This window comes from Yersinia sp. 22-579 (assembly GCF_030433455.1).
Taxonomy (GTDB): domain Bacteria; phylum Pseudomonadota; class Gammaproteobacteria; order Enterobacterales; family Enterobacteriaceae; genus Yersinia; species Yersinia enterocolitica.
Genome location: NZ_JAUJTZ010000003.1, coordinates 177,866 through 195,859 on the forward strand (window position 1 = coordinate 177,866; position 17,994 = coordinate 195,859).

The following is a 17,994-nucleotide window of genomic DNA, read 5'->3' on the forward strand; positions in this document are numbered from 1 at the left end:
ACATTAAAAAGTGAACACCTGAACCCAGTGAGCTGGCCGGTATGGTGATGGGTGAGAATATCATCGGGTCACAGCCGTGGCAGGAGAAAGCTGAACATCAGGCTCAGATTATCCGATTTTTCGGTGGTGTGGCTGGTGCGGTGTTTACCGTAGTGATCAAGAAAAACTGACCGCGGGTTGAGAACTTCATCCACTATTCTTTCTTGTACTGCGCATGCTTTATGTATAAAATTTTGTACGCAATGGAGGTGTTATGCAAAAGGAAGTGCTATGCAAAACAAAGCAGCAAGAGAGGAAAAGGGAATTATCTGGATGGGTTCCTCGTTTGAAGATTTGATGGTCTTTCCTACTGATGCGCGCAAAGATGTCGGTTATCAGCTTCATAAGATACAACATGGTATTGAACCAGAAGACTGGAAACCATTTTCTGATGTAGGTTCCGGCGTAAATGAAATCCGGGTGCGTGATACTAATGGAATCTACCGCGTGATGTACGTGGCAAAGTTCGATGAAGCTATCTATGTTCTACATAGCTTCCAGAAAAAGACCCGGCAAACGAGTAAACTCGATAAAGATATCGCTAAAGTGCGCTATAGCGTGCTAGTTGAACAAAGGAGGCACAGTAAATGACCGCCCAAATTGATACTAAAACTCGCCATATCACTCCGGCTGGAGCAAATATTTTTGCTGACCTTGGCTTTGACGAGAAAGAAGCCTCGGTGCTTTATGCTGATTCCATGCGTGAAATAGAAAACACATTAGCGATAAAGGAAAAGCTGATGGATGAGATTACCGTATGGATTACTGAGCAAAAAATGAAGCAGGCAGATGTAGCCACTATGTTGCATATTTCTCGGCCACGAGTTTCCGATGTAGTGAACAAAAAAACCAGCAAATTCACCATCGATGCACTAGTTAATATGCTCAGTCGTATTGGTAAACCCGTTCAGGTATTGGTAGATTGATACGAAGCTGCTGCAAAGGCTGATAGTTAAAGCCTTACTTACCCAACTACCTTAATCAAAAATCCCGGCGAAAACCGGGATTTTTGACTTGTTATTACCCAAACAACATCACACTTCTGGCACATTGCGGCCATAGTAGATTTCCTGCATTTCTTTATACAGCAGGTGGGTAATACGCTCTCTCTCTTCCGCGCTTAGCTCTTCTGGCTTGGCGTTAAACAGATAATGCTTCAAATCGAAATCTTTCAGCATCATCTTGGTATGGAAGATATTTTCTTGATAAACATTCACATCCATCATGTGATACAGAGATTTCATATCGTCAGACATGAAGTTCTGAATCGAGTTGATTTTATGATCGATGAAATGTTTTACCCCGTTGATATCACGGGTAAAACCACGCACCCGATAATCCATGGTGACAATATCGGATTCCAACTGGTGGATAAGGTAATTCAGTGCTTTCAGCGGTGAAATGACGCCACAGGTCGAGACTTCGATATCTGCACGGAAAGTACATAATCCACCTTCAGGGTGGCTTTCCGGATAGGTATGGACGCAGATATGGCTCTTGTCCAGATGGGCGACAACGGCACTTGGCAGCGGGCCTGGGTGCTCTGATGTATCAACATCGCGTGGATCAACCGGCTCTTCGCTGACCAAAATCGTGACACTTGCCCCCTGAGGATCATAATCCTGGCGGGCGATATTCAAAATATTCGCGCCAATGATCGAGCAGGTTTCAGTCAAGATCTCGGTCAGGCGGTTGGCATTATACTGTTCGTCAATGTAGGCGATATAGCCATCGCGGTCGTCTGCGGTCTTGGCATAACAAATATCGTAAATACAAAAACTCAGGCTTTTAGTCAGGTTGTTGAAGCCGTGCAGTTTAAGCTTGGACAATTTAGTTCACCTCCTTACGGATTATCAACGTTTGGTCGTTAAGGCATCCAGCAGATACTGCGGCAAAGCAAAGCTGCCGACATGAATGGCTGGGTTATAGTAGCGGCAGGTCAGACCCGCTTCGACAAAACGCTGTTGTAGCGTGGTGATATCCAACTGGCGCAATTGTGGATTTTGCGTCGCCCAGGCGAAGGTCATGATACCGCCGTAATATGTCGGAATGGCTGCCTGATAAAAACTGACATCTTTAAAATAGTGGCTAAGCTTATTATGGCTATCAACCGCTTCATCTTGTTGCAGGAAGCACACGCCGTTTTGTGCAACAAAGATGCCGCCTTCATTCAAGCTACGGGCACATCCTTCATAGAAAGCCGATGTGAACAGGCTTTCCCCTGGCCCAATGGGGTCAGTACAGTCAGAGATAATGACATCGAACTTTTCAGTGGTTTGATTAACAAAGTTGACGCCATCATCAATAACCAGCTTGAAACGGGGGTCATCATAGGCTCCCGCGCTATGATTGGGCAGATACTGGCGACAGAACTCGACGACACCGGCGTCAATTTCTACCATGGTAATCTGTTCGATATTTTTGTGACGGCTAACTTCGCGTAGCATCGCGCCATCACCGCCACCGATGATAAGCACTTTCTTTGCCTGACCGTGGGCCAACAAAGGGACGTGCGTCATCATTTCGTGATAGATAAATTCATCGCGTTCGGTGGTCTGCACCACGCCATCCAACGCCATTACCCGACCCAGCACAGGGTTCTCAAAAATCACCAAATCCTGGTGCTCGGTTTTCTCGCGGTACAGTACATTTTCTACTGAAAAATACTGGCCGAAGTTGGCATGTAATGTTTCATACCATAGTTCTTTCTGTGACATGTTCGGGGCTTCTCCTTCGCAGTAACAGCCATGAAAAATGGGGGCAACATCATAGCCAACTCTGGCTGAGGTTGCACGGTTGAATTTTAGGCTGAAAGGGTAAATGCGGGATCGCTAGTTAGCGTAGGCCAATAAACTTAAAGAGTCACGAGCCAGAGATTTGCATTTGGTAGGAACCGGGATCGCAATGCCCCGCAGGTCGCGATAGCTCTCTTCACCCAAGGCTTTCATATTAAAGCTATTGTAGTTACGCAGATCCCAGCGATTTTGTTGAGCAAAATAGACAATTGCCCGTTTGATTTCATTATTGGGTAATTCGTTATAGCCACAATCATTTTTCAGATAAACGAATACCGCAGTCAGATCTGCAAGATCTTCTGCTTCAGATTCACTTAATGCAGAACTGGCAGATGAGAATCCGCACAGAGTGAGCAGCAGCATAACTAATGTTGTTCTTTTCATAGCGGAGACTGGCTTATTCATTGTTAGCAGACGTTATCACACTGTGATGGTTCAGAGTAAATTTTATTATGCTCCCCGTGTGGGTATATACGGGGATTGATTCACAAAGTGATTGATTACTCCTTGACCTTCCCTCAAGGGGAAGGTTTATGCTGGCGTACAATGCTGTTTTTGTGCCCTGTAGGCACTTACCCACCATCACTTACCCACAATCAAGAATGGAGACGACCATGCATCGCCGTGATTTTATTAAGTTAACGGCAGCTCTTGGAGCCGCCACTTCACTGCCTTTATGGAGCCGCGCGGCTTTGGCCGCAGATTTTTCACCTTTACCCATCCCGCCATTACTTCAACCAGATGCCAGCGGCAACATTAATCTGAACATCCAAACGGGCTCTATGGCCTGGTTACCCTCCGCCGCCACTCAAACCTGGGGCTATAACGGCAACTTATTAGGGCCAGCGATTCGTTTGCAGCGCGGTAAGCCAGTCATGATTAATGTCACAAACTCCTTACCGGAAGCCACAACTGTGCACTGGCACGGACTGGAAATTCCCGGCGACGTCGATGGTGGGCCACAGGCTCTGATTCAGCCGGGGGCTAAACGCCAGGTGGCATTTACAGTAGAACAACCCGCCGCCACCTGCTGGTTCCATCCCCATACTCACGGTATTACCGGCCGTCAGGTCGCGATGGGGCTAGGGGGATTAGTGCTGATAGATGATAGTGACAGCGAAAAACTGCCGCTCCCGAAACAGTGGGGCGTGGATGATATCCCGGTTATTTTGCAGGACAAATTACTCGGTAAAGATGGTCAAATTGACTATCAATTGGATGTGATGACGGCTGCGGTGGGGTGGTTCGGTGATCGAATGTTCACCAATGGTGCCGAGTATCCGCAGCAAATTACCCCGCGCGGCTGGGTGCGCTTACGGCTGCTGAATGGATGTAATGCGCGGTCTCTGAATCTGGCTCTTAGCGATGGCCGCCCAATGTATGTGATTGGCAGTGACGGTGGTCTCTTGGCCGAACCCGTTGCGGTGCGCGAATTGCCGATACTGATGGGCGAGCGTTTCGAGGTGTTGGTGGATACCTCAGATGGCAAGGCACTTGATTTGGTCACTTTGCCGGTAAAACAGATGGGCATGACATTAGCGCCATTTGATAAGCCACTGCCGGTATTACGGCTCCAACCTTCATTAGTTGCAGGCAGTAAAGTGCTGCCGGATTCATTGGTCGTGGTGCCGCCACTTGCTGATGCCACGGGGCTGCAAGAGCGTTGGTTCCAACTGATGATGGACCCTAAACTGGATATGCTGGGCATGCAGGCGTTGATGAGCCGTTATGGTATGCAAGCTATGGCAGGGATGAGTATGGATCACGGCAATATGGGGGGGATGGATAGTGGTGCGATGGCAGGTATGGACCACGGCAATATGAAAGGTATGAATCATGGAGCGATGACCGCGGCTCCAGCTTTTGATTTCAGCCATGCCAATATGATCAATGGCAAAGCTTTTTCCATGACCGAAGCGGCGTTTGATGCCAAACAGGGCAAATATGAGAAATGGACGGTTTCTGGTGAAGGCGACATGATGCTGCATCCATTCCATGTCCACGGTACGCAGTTCCGTATTCTGAGCGAAAACGGCAACCCACCTGCGGAGCATCGCCGTGGCTGGAAAGACACCGTACGAGTGGAAGGCGCTCGCAGTGAAATATTGGTGCGTTTTAATCACCAGGCCCCAACCAGCAACCCTTATATGGCTCACTGTCACCTGCTGGAACATGAAGATACCGGCATGATGCTGGGCTTTACTGTCAGTGCTTAAGTCACTCCCCGGTGAGTTGGCCGGGGATATTCTCTCTTTTATACTTCTAGCAGTTCAGTTAAGGCGGGTTGGAGTATCTGATGACCGCTTTTATCTTTCTTAATGATAAATCCCTGATAATAGCTAAAGCTATCTCTCTGAATTTCTTCTATCAGCCATTCTGAACGTTGGAGAGCGAGTAGACTTTTGGCGGTCAGCCACATCTTGCTGATAAGAAAACAGATAATCACTATCGCTAACCCCACTATCACCCAGAGCATATACGGGGTATCAGAGGGGGCCAGTTCAAGGGTTTGTGTTAGAGCTAAATAAAGGGTTACAGCTTGAAGCAACAGTTTGATGACCAGAAAACGGCGGAAGAAGGATATGAGATGCACGATGCTGAGAAAACAGGGGTTTTTTAAGGAGGTACGCGTTTCTTGCACCGGGATCCCCCGGACATAAACCATCCATTGTGTCTTTTCTGTCATCAGATAAACCACCCCTTTCTCTGCCATTCGGTGCAAATGTAATGAAACCCAAACACTGAAGACCAAACCGACAATAAGGTAGTAAAAGATCGGGGCGCTCAGGCCAAAAAAGGCGACAAACAAGCTGATGGCGGCGATTACCGTAAAAGTGACGGAATAAAGCCAGATGCTGGTTGATTGATAATTCATTCAAACATTCCTTGTAGAGGGGCTATCCAGAGAAAATACCTGAGCCAAATTTATGGCGCTAGTATATCTCTCAATACGCCAGCTGTTTATCTTTGTTATACTTTCGCCCCGCCACTCCGCGGGGAGAGTGGCAGGATGTCCTGTGAATTGTGTTAAACTAGGGGCATCAATCTGTATCAGTGAAGCTATCTGCACCGGTGACTCATTGATATCAAATCAATAAATTTAAATAGGTATGTTGGCTGTGAAACACACTGTAGAAGTCATGATTTCCGAGCAGGAAGTCAAAACCCGAATTGCCGAACTAGGCCGCCAAATATCCGAACATTACCGCGACAGTGGCAGTGAAATGGTGCTGGTCGGGTTGCTCCGTGGCTCATTTATGTTTATGGCTGATTTGTGCCGCGCCATTGATGTTTCCCATGAAGTCGATTTTATGACCGCTTCTAGCTATGGCAATGGCATGAGCACCACCCGCGATGTGAAAATCCTCAAAGATTTAGATGAAGATATCCGCGGTAAAGATGTGCTGATTGTTGAAGATATCATCGACTCAGGTAACACATTAAGTAAAGTGCGTGAAATTCTGCAACTGCGTGGCCCGAAATCATTGGCTATCTGTACGTTGCTGGATAAACCCGAGCGCCGCGAAGTACAGGTGCCTGTTGAGTGGGTCGGCTTCACTATTCCTGATGAGTTCGTGGTGGGTTACGGTATTGATTATGCTCAGCGCTATCGGCATTTACCCTATGTCGGTAAAGTTGTCATGTTTGACGAGTGATCGGCGACTGCGTGCGGGCATTTTAGGCTGATTGAGCCGCGTAGTTAATGGGAGAGGGTGCATTTGAACACCCTCCCATAGCGACTCATTAGTTTTGTCTGTTTGGTTGCAGTATTTTAGCCATTGCTTCGCGGTACTTGATTTCCAGTTCGCTGAGGCTGGTGCTAGAGATATTTAAATCCGTCAGTTTGCCGTCTTCAATACCATAGACCCAGCCGTGAATCATGGCTTTCTGCCCACGCTTCCAGGCGGAACGAACAATAGTAGAATGTCCCAAGTTATACACTTGCTCTACTACATTGATTTTACATAACATATTACTACGTTCTTCGGCAGGAAGTTCACCCAGCAGCGTGCTGTGTTTAAACCAAAGATCGCGAATGTGCAGTAACCAGTTGTCGATAAGCCCTAATTCAAGATCTTTTTTCATTGCGGCTTCAACACCACCACAGCCAAGGTGACCACAGATAATGATATGCTCGACCTGTAGAACGTCGATAGCATATTGCACCACTGATAGGCAGTTCAGATCAGTATGGATAACCAAATTGGCAACATTGCGGTGAACAAACAATTCCCCAGCTTTCAGGCCGGTTAACTGTTCTGCGGGAACGCGGCTGTCTGAACAACCAATCCACAAAAACCGAGGTTTCTGGGCTTCTGCCAGGTGTTCAAAGAAACCGGGATCGTCTTTACTAATGGCTTTAGACCAGACGTCATTGTTCGCGAGGAGCTTCTCTATTTCTTTCATTAATGTAAATAGCCTGTAATGAACGGATTGCGATAGGATAATATACGACAAGGATCACGATTTTAAAATCGGAACAGTGACTTTGTTGTTGGTACAATTTTGTCTACGCAACATCTTCTCTGTATCTAACTGCTTCCCTTTGCCCCCGTAACTTGCCCTGACAGGGAGGGTTAAGCAAGTCACGGACATGCAGTGACCGCTGGGAACTCATAGAATAAGGTTCTTTTTTACTTATGACATATGCACTGGAAATAACGCAGCTGACCAAAACCTATGCAGGTGGCGTTCAGGCTCTGCGTGGCATTGATCTGCACGTAGAGGCAGGCGATTTTTATGCACTACTTGGGCCTAATGGGGCGGGTAAATCCACCACTATTGGCATTATCAGCTCATTGGTGAATAAAACCTCTGGCAAGGTGAAGGTCTTTGGTTACGACATCGACCAAGATATCGTGAATGCCAAACGCCAACTCGGGCTGGTACCACAAGAGTTCAACTTTAACCCGTTTGAAACAGTATTACAGATTGTGATTACTCAGGCGGGTTATTACGGCGTCACGCGGCGAGAGGCCATGCAGCGAGCTGAAAAATATCTCAGCCAATTAGATTTATGGAGTAAACGTGATGAGCGCGCTATTCGTCTATCCGGTGGGATGAAGCGCCGTTTGATGATTGCTCGTGCGCTGATGCATGAACCAAAATTACTGATTCTGGATGAACCGACCGCAGGGGTAGACATCGAGTTGCGTCGCTCCATGTGGGGGTTCCTCAAAGAGCTAAATGCGCAGGGAACCACCATCATTCTGACGACCCACTATCTGGAAGAGGCTGAAATGCTGTGCCGTAATATCGGCATTATTCAGAATGGCGAGCTGGTGGAAAATACCACTATGAAACAGCTGCTTGGCAAACTTGAATCAGAAACTTTTATTTTTGATTTGGCGATTAAAAGCCCGCTGCCGAAGCTGGAAGGGTATGGTTATCGTCTAACAGATACCTCAACGTTGGAAGTTGATGTTAAGCGTGAACAAGGCCTGAATGGTCTGTTCAGCCAACTGAATGCTCAGGGAATACAGGTACAAAGTATGCGTAACAAGGCTAACCGTCTGGAAGAGCTATTTGTCACCTTGGTTAACGGCAACGGGGGAGAAAAAGCATGACCCGCCTGTATTGGGTAGCACTACAGAGTATTTGGATCAAAGAGATCACCCGTTTTGCTCGCATCTGGATTCAAACTCTGGTGCCACCGGTGATTACTATGTCGCTCTATTTCGTTATTTTCGGCAACCTGATCGGTTCCCGAATTGGTGATATGGGTGGCTTTGATTATATGCAGTTTATTGTTCCTGGCCTGATAATGATGGCGGTGATAACAAACTCCTATGCTAACGTCGCAGCCTCATTTTTTGGCGCAAAATTCCAGCGCAGCATTGAAGAATTGCTGGTCGCACCGGTTCCCACCCATATCGTGATTGTGGGTTATGTTGGCGGTGGGGTCGCGCGTGGGATCTGTGTCGGCATTCTGGTGACCATTGTTTCGCTGTTCTTTGTGCCGCTGCATGTCCACTCCTGGTCAATGATTGCACTGACATTAATGCTGACGGCGATTCTGTTTTCGCTTGGCGGGTTGTTGAATGCCGTGTTCGCCAAAACATTTGATGATATCAGTTTGGTGCCGACCTTTGTGTTAACACCTCTGACGTATCTGGGCGGGGTCTTTTACTCGTTAGCCTTGCTGCCACCGTTCTGGCAAGCGGTATCAAAACTTAATCCTATCGTGTATATGATCAGTGGTTTCCGTTACGGATTCCTCGGAATTACCGATGTACCACTGGTATTTACCATCGGTGTATTAGTGGTGTTTATCGCGGTATTTTATGCTTGGGCTTGGTATTTGATAGAGCGTGGTCGCGGCCTACGCACCTAATCCCCTGCGGCCTTGGCGCTACAGCGGTGTTGGCTACGTCCACTTACCCGAATCACTTACTAATGTAAGCTCATCGGGATGCGTTGACTTGCCGCCTTGCTGTAACACCAATGATTTTGGGGATGTTCTTCGGGCTAGACGTTGCAGCGGTGTTGGCTATGCGTATCTCTGCAACGTCAGTGACTTTGGATCGCATTCTAAGGTTCACTCGTAAATCATTAGTTAGTTAATTGTTGTTAATGCTGGAATTTAATCGTAATAAATAATGTTCCCGTCTAATATCGTCTTTCTCAACTTCAAGTGTCTCGTGCTATGCTGGCGCACCAGATTTTCCCTTTTTTAATTCAGCGCCAAATGCGCATAAGTAGAACGATAATGTGGCATAAAAACAGAATAGCTATTGGGATGCTACTCGGTATTGTCATGTCGGTAATGATGCCGGCAACCCATGCAGATCTTCTGCCAGACGAAGCAGTGCTTACCCCTAAATATATGGTGACAGACCGTGACAGCGAAATATATTCGCTGGTGGGTGAACAGGTCATTCCTGTCGGTGAGGTTAAAGAAGATCAACTTATTCAGGTTTTGCCCGCAGCGGCAGAATACTATGAGTTTAAATTTGGTAACGGTATCGGCTTTATTGATAAAGACGATTTACGTGATATCAATAAAGCGCGAAAAAACAACGATATATTGGGGGATTTGAATAAACCTCTGCCAAACCAAAACATTATTATTAAACGCGAGACCCCAGTTTATTTGGTCGCAGATGTAGACAGCGAACAATTTGCAACCTTAGCAGAAAATTTGCGCTACCCGATTGTGGGTAAGTTAAAAGACAAGCTAAGTAATACTTGGTATCAGGTTAATATTGGCGATCGTTTGGGCTATGTCAGTAGTAGTGATGCTGAAATAGATAATGGCATTCCTATCCTGACTTATCACCATATGTTGAAGAATGAGGAAAATAAACGTTTTCTCAATACCTCGACGACAACCTCTGATGCCGCGTTTAGTAACCAGATGACCTATCTCAAGCAGACGGGCTACGACACGATTTCTCTTTATCAGCTTGAAGGTTATCTCAATAACAAGATTAATCTGCCGGGGAAAGTTGTAGTACTGACATTTGATGATGGCCTTAAATCAGTCCATCGCTATGCTTACCCGATTCTAAAAGAAAATGGTTTCCGGGCTACCGCTTTTATTATTTCATCACGTATAAAACGTCACCCACAGAAATGGAATCCTGACTCATTACAGTTTATGAGTATTTCTGAATTGAAAGAGATTCAGGATGTATTTGATATTCAATCTCATACACACTTTTTGCACCGGACGGACACTAAACGTAATCCAATCTTATTGAGTCGTTCTTATCACAATATTGTTTTTGATTTTGAGCACTCTCGCCGTGCATTATCGCAGTTTAATCCGCACGTGGTTTTCCTGTCATATCCGTTCGGTGGCTTTAATCAAACTGCGATTGATGCTGCTAAAAATGCCGGTTTCCATTTGGCGGTAACGACGATGCAGGGCAAGGTTAAACCCGGTGATAATCCGTATACCCTCAAACGGCTTTATATTTTGCGTACAGATTCAATTCCGACTATGGCAGAGCGTATTGCCAATGAACCTGGCCAGCCGGTTGCCCCCGCACCTGCGGTGATGGAGTCGGATTAGTTATTTCATAGTGTGACGTTAAGATATGAAAAAGGCGGGCTTAATGACAAAGTGCTCGCAGCGGTGAAAACAGGTAGATCGTAAAGACGCCGTACTTCTTTTGTTAAAACAAGCGTCCCTGATGGCTCGAGCCGCGCCATCCTTGGCGCGGACGCTTTACTCTTCTACCTGTCTTCACCTTACAAGATCGAGTTATCAAGGTTTGTCAGCAGTTTTAGGCGCTGTGGTTAAGCGCCTTTTTTATTGTGCGGCTTCAAGTACAAAGGGTAATTAAGCGACCTGAACGGGGACGGCTTTAGCCTTGCGCTGCAACTGATTTTCACCTTCAAAATACGCCACTTTAGGGTGGTGCAGGCGGGCATCAGCATCAGACATCTGGACATAAGAACAGATGATCAATTTATCACCCACACAGGCACAGCGTGCGGCCGCACCATTCACAGAGATAATCCGCGAACCGCGTTCGGCGGCAATGGCATAAGTCGAAAAACGCTGACCATTATCAACGTTATAAATATCAATGGCTTCGTATTCCAAAATCCCAGCGGCTTCCAGAAAATCCTGATCAATAGCGCAGGAACCTTCATAGTGCAAATCAGCTTGAGTGACTTTCACCCGGTGCAGTTTGCCTTGCAACATAGTGCGTATCATAACTCTTACCTTTGACCCCGGTTATTGCCCAGAATAAGTCTGGCACCCTATCCCATAATCGACCGATTTAGGGAGAAGTGCTCAGTTTTGCTGATTTTATATCGCTTGTCTATGGCTGACTTTATATGCTCGTTTTGCCATAATCTGCTTTTTAAAATTAACTATGCAAATCAACCTGTTGATTATCAATTAGGCGTGCTTTACCTAGCCAGGCGGCCATGAGTATTACCGCTTGTTTGCTGTCAACCGTCAGTGGCTGCAAGGTTTGAGCATCGCGGATAAACAGTTCATCTGGGGTAAAGCCAGCATCACGCAATTGTTCTGCGGTATCAGCCAGTAAATCATCAATCTGCCGTTCGCCCAAGGCGAGTTTCTCAGCCAACATCTGCATTATCTTATAAAGCTGTGGCGCGATTTTACGTTCTTCAGCGCTCAAATAGCCATTACGAGAGCTGAGTGCCAGGCCATCTTTGGCTCGCACAATGGGCACACCGACAATATTGATGTCATAGCCCATATCCGCCACCATTTTGCGGATCAGCGCCAGTTGTTGGTAATCTTTTTCACCAAAACAGGCTACATCCGGCTGAACCAGATTGAACAACTTGCTAACGATAGTCGATACGCCACGGAAATGGCCGGGGCGGCTGGCGCCTTCCAAAATGGTCGAGAGGGCCGGGACGTCAACATAAGTCTGAGCTTCCAGACCCGCCGGGTAGACATCAGCGGCTGCGGGTGCAAAAACTAAATCAACGCCGTGGCGGGTTAGCTTCTCGCAATCTTCTTGTAAAGTACGTGGGTAGCGGGCCAAATCATCTGGGCGTTCGAATTGCAGCGGATTGACAAAAATACTCACGACAACAACATCGGCACGAGTTTTGGCATCTTCCACCAATGTCATATGCCCTTCGTGCAGGTTGCCCATAGTAGGCACCAGTGCGACTCGCTTACCCTCTTGACGCCAACGGCGGATTTGCTGGCGTAACAGTGGCAAAGTTTCAATAATCAGCATCCTAATTCCCCTGAATATTTATCAACAAAAACTTATTGAAAAGTATGCTCTTCAGCGGGATAAGCACCGCTCTCAACTTCTTGAATATACAACTTAATGGCAGCACGAATATCGCCCGCACTTTGCGCCAGGAAGTTTTTGCTGAATTTAGGTGTATGACCACCGGTAATACCCAGCACATCATGCATAACCAGAATCTGCCCATCGGTAACATTCCCCGCGCCAATACCAATCACCGGGATAGCCAGTGCTTCCGTTACGCGCTGTGCCAGTTCCACCGGAACACATTCCAGTACCAATAATTGTGCGCCAGCATTTTCAAGCGCTTGAGCATCTTTCAATAGCTGGTTAGCCGCCACTTCTTCGCGGCCCTGTACTTTGTAACCGCCGAAAATATTGACTGATTGTGGTGTTAACCCCAAATGCCCACATACCGGAACAGCGCGTTCTGCCAGCATGCGAACGGTATCGCACAACCAGCTACCCCCTTCCAATTTGACCATATTGGCCCCGGCACGCATCAACTCGGCAGCATTGGCAAATGTTTGCTCAGGTGTGGCGTAACTCATAAACGGCATATCTGCCAATAACAGGCAATGAGGCGCACCACGGCGTACGGCACGGGTATGATAAGCCACATCTGCAGTTGTGACCGGCAGGGTAGAGTCGAAGCCTTGTAATGTCATACCGAGCGAATCACCCACCAGCAGAACCTCAATTCCCTGTTCGGCAAATAGCTGAGCAAAGCTGGCATCATAGGCAGTCAGTGTGGCGAACTTACGCTTTTCGAGTTTCCATTGGCGCAAGTGGCTCATGGTGGTGGCTTTCATCACTCTTTCTCCTGAGACGGTAGGTTAAAATGGTGGGATATCAGATAGGTATATAGCGTGTTGGATTGGGTCAGTTACCAAGGCACCAGGCCATTTTTATCCACGAGTTTAAGGCGGTCTGACAGGGGTTCGCCATCGGGGAAAATAAGGTCAGGGGCGATATCAGCCAGGGGGTAGAGCATGAACTCCCGCTCTTTCAGGCCATAATGTGGCACGATCAGACGATCGGTTTTTATCACCTGATTACCATACAGCATAATATCGAGATCCAGAGTACGTGGCCCCCAACGCTGTTCTTTCCTTACTCGCCCCTGATTGCGCTCAATGGCTTGGGTGCTATCCAACAGTTGTTCTGGTGGAAGGGCGGTATCTAACGCCACGACCGCATTAAGGAAATCCGGCTGATCCTGTGGCCCTAACGGCTTAGTGCGATAAAACGGCGAACAGGCCACCAACCGGGTGCGCGGCAGATGCTCCAGCGCTTCCAGTGCGGTTTTGACCTGTTGCAGTGGCATGGACTGATTACTGCCTAGCGCAATATAGACCCGGATCATAGTGCGTATTATGCCCCTTCTTTACGTGGTGCGGGCTTACGTGGGCGGCGAGGACGAGAGCGTCGCGGTGCCGGATCAGCCCCTAAAGTATTTAGCATATTCTTCTGTTGCAGCGGCGTTGCTTCCTGGAATTCTCCCCACCACTGCGCCAGGCGCAGTAGTTCATGGTTGTTTTCCACTTCTGCCCGCAATACGAGTAAATCGTAAGCCGCACGGAACTTTGGATGCTCCATCAGCTTGTGCGCACGTTTACCCTGACGGCGCGACAGCCGCAATTGCAGCAGCCAGATATCACGCACCAATGAAGTAATACGCTTTGGAATGGCCAGCGAACGGCACTCTTCATCCAGCACATCATTCATTGCCAGTGCGAAAGCATCGTAATAGGCCAAGCCGCTTTCTTGTGTCAGCTTCTGCGCATGTTCGATAAGCGGATACCAAAGCATAGCGGCAAATAAGAATGCCGGATTGACGCGCTTATCGTTATGCAAACGATGGTCGGTATTTTTCAGCACTTGAACCAAAATACGTTCCATCGCTGAATCATGATGTTCGGTAAAATTACGGGCAATCAGCGGGAATAACGGCTGGAAAAGCTGATATTCACACAGTTTTAAATAGGTTTTATAGCCGTAGCCCGATTGCAGCAGTTTGAGTGATTCTTCAAACAAACGAGCGGGTGGGATCTCATGCAGTAGCGAGGCCAGACGCGGGATTGGCTCTGCTGTTTCCGGGCTGATCGTCATATCCAGCTTGGCGGCAAAACGAACTGCGCGCAGCATCCGCACCGGATCTTCACGATAGCGGGTTTCAGGATCACCAATCAGACGGATAATACCCTCTTTCAGATCACGCAAACCGCCGGTGTAGTCGCGCAGTGCAAAATCAGAAATACCGTAATAGAGGCTATTAATGGTGAAATCGCGGCGTTGGGCATCATCTTCAATCGTGCCAAATATGTTGTCACGCAGTAGCATGCCATTTTGTGCCTGCTGAGAAGAATTTTTGTCACTGTCTTCTGTTTGTTGCTGTTCGTGGTGACCACGGAAAGTCGCAACTTCAATGATTTCCGGGCCGAACATTACATGGGCCAGACGGAAGCGGCGACCCACCAGGCGGCAGTTACGGAACAACTTTCGGACTTGTTCTGGGGTGGCACTGGTGGTGATATCAAAATCTTTCGGTTTTTTACCCAGTAACAGGTCACGGACACCGCCGCCGACCAAATAGGCTTCATACCCTGACTTATTCAGGCGATAGAGAACCTTCAGCGCATTATCGCTGATATCTCTACGGGAAATATTGTGCTGATCTCGTGGAATAATCGTCATCGCACTTTGTTGTGAAGAACGCTGTTGTGAAGAAAGCTGTTGTGAAGCAGGCACCGCATGATTCTTGCGGCCAGTATTCGTTCTGGCAGGCCTTTTCTCTTTGCGGGCCACGTTATCTTCACCGGGCACTTTATCTTTACGGGCACTGCTATCACGGGCCGTGTCTTCACGGACAGCTTTGTCATCGCGAGCTGATTTATCATCGCGAATCAGTACCTTACGGCAGAAATTGGCTACTCGGGTAAAAATGGTACACCTCGATAGTGGCTAATAAATTACAGAACAACAGAAAAACAGCGGCTAATCATAGCTCACCGTGGTTCCTTTGAGAATGCCGTTGTGTTTTCAGTGGTGGTTATCGCCCCTTGAAGTGGGATAGCTGCCAATGTCCAATTTTCGACTGCAAAACGTAATAATAACGGCAAATCAAGATCTTGCCAGCATTCAGGTAGTGGTTGATGCAAAAACTTCAGCGCTTCCACCAAAATCGGGCGCGGATCGCCATTCGGCAGTGGCGGCGCATGATTTTGCTTAGAGAGCTTATTACCATCATGGTTTAGTGCCAGTGGCAAGTGCAAATAGCTGGGTACCGGCTGTTGTAACTGCTGATAGAGCGCTATTTGGCGCACGGTTGGCTCGATTAAATCGGCTCCGCGTACAATTTCGGTCACACCTTGAAAGGCATCATCAACCACTACTGCCAGATTATAGGCAAACAAGCCATCTCGACGACGAATAATAAAATCTTCTTCGGCTAGCGCGGGCACAGCATGTAGCTCGCCAAGTAATTTATCACAAAAGGTATAAACCGGATGAGTCTGGCGTAGACGAATGGCCGCCCCCACGGAGGGTAAATGGCGATCGCGACAATGGCCGTCGTATAAGCCACCGATCTGCTGAATTCGGCTGCGGGTACAGGTGCAGTTATAACTTAACCCTTGTTGTTTTAGCCAGTCTAAGGTGGCGCGATAGGCTTCGTGGCGCTGGGATTGGTAGATAACCGGGCCATCCCAATGCAGGCCGTAGTGGTCAAGAGACGCTAAAATACGGGCTGCAGCACCAGGGATTTCACGGGGGGGATCAATATCTTCAATGCGAACCAGCCAGCGTCCACCTTCAGCGCGAGCTTGCAGATAGCTGCCCAATGCTGCAATCAGCGAACCGAAATGCAAATCACCAGAGGGAGACGGCGCAAAACGCCCTACATAGCCTGATTGTCGAGTATTGATATTTTCGGACATAAAAGGGAAAGGGAGATCCAGCGTGATAAATGCGGTGCCGGAGGTGGCTCTGGCACCGTGTCACATCCTTTGTACTTGAAGCTGTAGGATTGTTAGCTACCTACAGCACCAACTTCTTTGGATATACATATTATTGCTGTGTTAGCCTGCCATCTGCTTTTCGCGGATTTCGGCCAGAGTTTTACAGTCAATGCATAAATCTGCAGTTGGCCGTGCTTCCAGACGGCGAATGCCGATTTCTACGCCACAAGACTCGCAGAAACCGAAATCGTCATCCTCGACTTTTTTCAGCGTCTTCTCGATCTTTTTGATCAGTTTACGCTCGCGGTCGCGGTTACGAAGCTCAAGACTAAACTCTTCTTCCTGCGCGGCGCGGTCAACCGGGTCCGGGAAATTAGCAGCTTCGTCTTGCATATGCGATACAGTACGGTCCACTTCATCCCTGAGCTGGTTGCGCCATGCTTCAAGAATAAGCTTGAAATGCGCCAATTGGGCGGCATTCATATACTCTTCGCCTGGCTTCTCTTGGTATGGTTCTACCCCAGCGATGGCGAGAATGCTCAAGGACGAGGTTTTACGTTTTTGCCCTTCTTGCATGATGCTTCTCCTACATTCATACGCACTATCGAAATCCCCAATACGGGGAAAAATCAGGCCGCTATAAATAACAGAAGGAAGGTAGGTTGGCAATTATTCCTGTCGCCTGCTTGACAATGGTGTGAAGGAAGGCGTATTTGGCGAGCAACTTTATCCAATAATCGCTTCTTTATTCAGCGTTATGAATTTGGTGTTTCGTCCAGTAATAACGGTAGGCGAGCATCCAGCGCAATACCGTCAGGCGATAGTTGAAAACCGTAGCAAATAACCTCCACTCCTGCTTGCTGAGCCTGGGCCAGCAATTCTGCATAGCGATTGTCAATGTGTCGGGCAGCGGCAACTTGCCTGATACCCGTATGCAATACGGCAAAAAAAAGTACCGCCCGGTGACCGTTGGCAACCATGCTTTGTAACTCCCTAAGATGCTTCTGACCCCGCAGGGTGACGGCATCCGGAAAATACCCACACTGTTGCTGTAATAAGGTAACCGACTTGACTTCAATATAGCAGTTAGACCTATTTTCTGCCTGCAATAACAAGTCTATACGGCTGTTCTCATCCCCATATTTAATCTCCCTTTTGACAGAAGTGTAACCAGATAATTCAACTATCTGATTATTATCTATCGCTAAGCTTGCTAACTCATTGGCACGTAATGTATTTACGCAAATCCAGTCACCGGTTTGGGTCTGGGTTAATTCCCAACTATGGGGATACTTTCGTTTTGGGTTATCCGAAGTCGAATACCAGACCGTATCCCCTGGCGTGGCACAACCCGTCATTGCCCCAGTATTAGCGCAATGAATGGTCAGCACTTCTCCAGCGGGCGTCACAATATCAGCTAAAAAGCGTTTATACCGCCTAATAAGTGTGGCGGGCTGTAACCGTGGGTTAAAAGATAACAATTTTGTGTCAAGTGGCATTCAA

General features: G+C 47.7%; 21 protein-coding genes. 8 read left to right on the forward strand and 13 right to left on the reverse strand.

The genetic code is table 11. The features are described from left to right. Window positions 1–47: 47 nt before the first annotated feature. The 3 genes from QSV56_RS04870 to QSV56_RS04880 all read left to right on the forward strand — a co-directional run bounded on the left by QSV56_RS04870 (window position 48) and on the right by QSV56_RS04880 (window position 965). Entirely contained in the window at window positions 48–170 is a 123-nt protein-coding gene (locus QSV56_RS04870) for a hypothetical protein (protein WP_258018767.1), read from the forward strand. Window positions 171–312: 142 nt separating this feature from the next. Next, window positions 313–630, forward strand: a complete 318-nt coding sequence (locus QSV56_RS04875) for a type II toxin-antitoxin system RelE/ParE family toxin (protein ID WP_080342210.1) — start codon at window positions 313–315, stop codon at window positions 628–630. Continuing rightward, entirely contained in the window at window positions 627–965 is a 339-nt protein-coding gene (locus QSV56_RS04880) for a helix-turn-helix domain-containing protein (RefSeq protein ID WP_046051581.1), read from the forward strand. Before QSV56_RS04875 ends, QSV56_RS04880 begins: the two co-directional genes overlap by 4 nt. A 108-nt stretch (window positions 966–1,073) precedes the next feature. On the opposite strand, the gene speD is transcribed toward QSV56_RS04880, so the two are convergent. The 3 genes from speD to QSV56_RS04895 form a co-directional block, all read right to left on the reverse strand. Next, window positions 1,074–1,868 (reverse strand): adenosylmethionine decarboxylase, encoded by a 795-nt coding sequence (speD, locus tag QSV56_RS04885; RefSeq protein ID WP_005156788.1) that lies wholly within the window; start codon window positions 1,866–1,868, stop codon window positions 1,074–1,076. 24 nt (window positions 1,869–1,892) lie between these two features. Continuing rightward, window positions 1,893–2,756, reverse strand: coding sequence for a polyamine aminopropyltransferase (gene speE, locus QSV56_RS04890; RefSeq protein WP_019080484.1), 864 nt, complete (start codon window positions 2,754–2,756; stop codon window positions 1,893–1,895). 114 nt (window positions 2,757–2,870) lie between these two features. Next, a complete protein-coding gene (locus tag QSV56_RS04895) occupies window positions 2,871–3,218 on the reverse strand; it encodes a YacC family pilotin-like protein (protein ID WP_016266377.1) in 348 nt (115 codons plus the stop codon). 230 nt (window positions 3,219–3,448) lie between these two features. On the opposite strand from QSV56_RS04895, the gene cueO reads away from it, so the two are divergent. Further along, the gene (cueO, locus tag QSV56_RS04900) at window positions 3,449–5,050 is read left to right on the forward strand and encodes a multicopper oxidase CueO (protein ID WP_046051580.1); all 1,602 of its coding nucleotides are present in this window, start codon (window positions 3,449–3,451) and stop codon (window positions 5,048–5,050) included. Between the two features lie 38 nt (window positions 5,051–5,088). On the opposite strand, the gene QSV56_RS04905 is transcribed toward cueO, so the two are convergent. Further along, window positions 5,089–5,709: a hypothetical protein gene (locus QSV56_RS04905; RefSeq protein ID WP_046051579.1), complete on the reverse strand. Its 621-nt coding sequence runs from the start codon at window positions 5,707–5,709 to the stop codon at window positions 5,089–5,091. A gap of 235 nt (window positions 5,710–5,944) precedes the next feature. Between QSV56_RS04905 and hpt the strand changes: the two genes are divergently transcribed. Beyond that, complete coding sequence (hpt, locus tag QSV56_RS04910) at window positions 5,945–6,490, forward strand: hypoxanthine phosphoribosyltransferase (RefSeq protein ID WP_004389053.1); 546 nt, start codon at window positions 5,945–5,947, stop codon at window positions 6,488–6,490. A gap of 88 nt (window positions 6,491–6,578) precedes the next feature. Here hpt and can read toward each other — a convergent pair whose 3' ends face one another. Beyond that, the gene (can, locus tag QSV56_RS04915) at window positions 6,579–7,241 is read right to left on the reverse strand and encodes a carbonate dehydratase (protein WP_005156784.1); all 663 of its coding nucleotides are present in this window, start codon (window positions 7,239–7,241) and stop codon (window positions 6,579–6,581) included. Window positions 7,242–7,474: 233 nt separating this feature from the next. On the opposite strand from can, the gene QSV56_RS04920 reads away from it, so the two are divergent. From QSV56_RS04920 to QSV56_RS04930, 3 genes are all read left to right on the forward strand, one after another. After that, entirely contained in the window at window positions 7,475–8,401 is a 927-nt protein-coding gene (locus tag QSV56_RS04920) for an ABC transporter ATP-binding protein (protein ID WP_019080482.1), read from the forward strand. Further along, window positions 8,398–9,168, forward strand: a complete 771-nt coding sequence (locus QSV56_RS04925) for an ABC transporter permease (RefSeq protein ID WP_005156782.1) — start codon at window positions 8,398–8,400, stop codon at window positions 9,166–9,168. The genes QSV56_RS04920 and QSV56_RS04925 overlap by 4 nt, the downstream gene beginning before the upstream one ends. Before the next feature lie 375 nt (window positions 9,169–9,543). Then, on the forward strand, window positions 9,544–10,851 hold the full coding sequence (locus QSV56_RS04930) for a polysaccharide deacetylase family protein (RefSeq protein WP_301211055.1): 1,308 nt from the start codon (window positions 9,544–9,546) through the stop codon (window positions 10,849–10,851). Between the two features lie 270 nt (window positions 10,852–11,121). On the opposite strand, the gene panD is transcribed toward QSV56_RS04930, so the two are convergent. The 8 genes from panD to sfsA all read right to left on the reverse strand — a co-directional run bounded on the left by panD (window position 11,122) and on the right by sfsA (window position 17,990). Beyond that, entirely contained in the window at window positions 11,122–11,502 is a 381-nt protein-coding gene (gene panD, locus QSV56_RS04935) for an aspartate 1-decarboxylase (protein ID WP_005156780.1), read from the reverse strand. 157 nt (window positions 11,503–11,659) lie between these two features. Next, window positions 11,660–12,514 (reverse strand): pantoate--beta-alanine ligase, encoded by an 855-nt coding sequence (gene panC / locus QSV56_RS04940; RefSeq protein ID WP_046051578.1) that lies wholly within the window; start codon window positions 12,512–12,514, stop codon window positions 11,660–11,662. 32 nt (window positions 12,515–12,546) lie between these two features. Continuing rightward, complete coding sequence (gene panB / locus QSV56_RS04945; protein ID WP_301211059.1) at window positions 12,547–13,344, reverse strand: 3-methyl-2-oxobutanoate hydroxymethyltransferase; 798 nt, start codon at window positions 13,342–13,344, stop codon at window positions 12,547–12,549. A 74-nt stretch (window positions 13,345–13,418) separates the two neighbouring features. Continuing rightward, complete coding sequence (gene folK, locus QSV56_RS04950) at window positions 13,419–13,898, reverse strand: 2-amino-4-hydroxy-6-hydroxymethyldihydropteridine diphosphokinase (RefSeq protein ID WP_005156774.1); 480 nt, start codon at window positions 13,896–13,898, stop codon at window positions 13,419–13,421. Window positions 13,899–13,906: 8 nt separating this feature from the next. Beyond that, complete coding sequence (gene pcnB, locus QSV56_RS04955) at window positions 13,907–15,283, reverse strand: polynucleotide adenylyltransferase PcnB (RefSeq protein WP_263696707.1); 1,377 nt, start codon at window positions 15,281–15,283, stop codon at window positions 13,907–13,909. A 257-nt stretch (window positions 15,284–15,540) separates the two neighbouring features. Continuing rightward, window positions 15,541–16,470: a tRNA glutamyl-Q(34) synthetase GluQRS gene (gluQRS, locus tag QSV56_RS04960; RefSeq protein ID WP_019080478.1), complete on the reverse strand. Its 930-nt coding sequence runs from the start codon at window positions 16,468–16,470 to the stop codon at window positions 15,541–15,543. Between the two features lie 141 nt (window positions 16,471–16,611). Next, a complete protein-coding gene (gene dksA, locus QSV56_RS04965; protein ID WP_005156764.1) occupies window positions 16,612–17,067 on the reverse strand; it encodes an RNA polymerase-binding protein DksA in 456 nt (151 codons plus the stop codon). Between the two features lie 179 nt (window positions 17,068–17,246). Further along, on the reverse strand, window positions 17,247–17,990 hold the full coding sequence (gene sfsA, locus QSV56_RS04970; RefSeq protein ID WP_019080477.1) for a DNA/RNA nuclease SfsA: 744 nt from the start codon (window positions 17,988–17,990) through the stop codon (window positions 17,247–17,249). Window positions 17,991–17,994: the final 4 nt, after the last annotated feature.

Coding starts and splice junctions, on each gene's coding strand:
- QSV56_RS04930 (WP_301211055.1), top strand. CDS start 9,544: ATGTGGCATAAAAACAGAATAGCTATTGGGATGCTACTCGGTATTGTC.
- QSV56_RS04875 (WP_080342210.1), top strand. CDS start 313: ATGGGTTCCTCGTTTGAAGATTTGATGGTCTTTCCTACTGATGCGCGC.
- speE (WP_019080484.1), bottom strand. CDS start 2,756: ATGTCACAGAAAGAACTATGGTATGAAACATTACATGCCAACTTCGGC.
- folK (WP_005156774.1), bottom strand. CDS start 13,898: ATGATCCGGGTCTATATTGCGCTAGGCAGTAATCAGTCCATGCCACTG.
- QSV56_RS04920 (WP_019080482.1), top strand. CDS start 7,475: ATGACATATGCACTGGAAATAACGCAGCTGACCAAAACCTATGCAGGT.
- dksA (WP_005156764.1), bottom strand. CDS start 17,067: ATGCAAGAAGGGCAAAAACGTAAAACCTCGTCCTTGAGCATTCTCGCC.
- panC (WP_046051578.1), bottom strand. CDS start 12,514: ATGCTGATTATTGAAACTTTGCCACTGTTACGCCAGCAAATCCGCCGT.
- QSV56_RS04880 (WP_046051581.1), top strand. CDS start 627: ATGACCGCCCAAATTGATACTAAAACTCGCCATATCACTCCGGCTGGA.
- QSV56_RS04895 (WP_016266377.1), bottom strand. CDS start 3,218: ATGAAAAGAACAACATTAGTTATGCTGCTGCTCACTCTGTGCGGATTC.
- panB (WP_301211059.1), bottom strand. CDS start 13,344: ATGAAAGCCACCACCATGAGCCACTTGCGCCAATGGAAACTCGAAAAG.
- can (WP_005156784.1), bottom strand. CDS start 7,241: ATGAAAGAAATAGAGAAGCTCCTCGCGAACAATGACGTCTGGTCTAAA.
- hpt (WP_004389053.1), top strand. CDS start 5,945: ATGTTGGCTGTGAAACACACTGTAGAAGTCATGATTTCCGAGCAGGAA.
- gluQRS (WP_019080478.1), bottom strand. CDS start 16,470: ATGTCCGAAAATATCAATACTCGACAATCAGGCTATGTAGGGCGTTTT.
- QSV56_RS04905 (WP_046051579.1), bottom strand. CDS start 5,709: ATGAATTATCAATCAACCAGCATCTGGCTTTATTCCGTCACTTTTACG.
- QSV56_RS04870 (WP_258018767.1), top strand. CDS start 48: ATGGGTGAGAATATCATCGGGTCACAGCCGTGGCAGGAGAAAGCTGAA.
- sfsA (WP_019080477.1), bottom strand. CDS start 17,990: ATGCCACTTGACACAAAATTGTTATCTTTTAACCCACGGTTACAGCCC.
- panD (WP_005156780.1), bottom strand. CDS start 11,502: ATGATACGCACTATGTTGCAAGGCAAACTGCACCGGGTGAAAGTCACT.
- cueO (WP_046051580.1), top strand. CDS start 3,449: ATGCATCGCCGTGATTTTATTAAGTTAACGGCAGCTCTTGGAGCCGCC.
- QSV56_RS04925 (WP_005156782.1), top strand. CDS start 8,398: ATGACCCGCCTGTATTGGGTAGCACTACAGAGTATTTGGATCAAAGAG.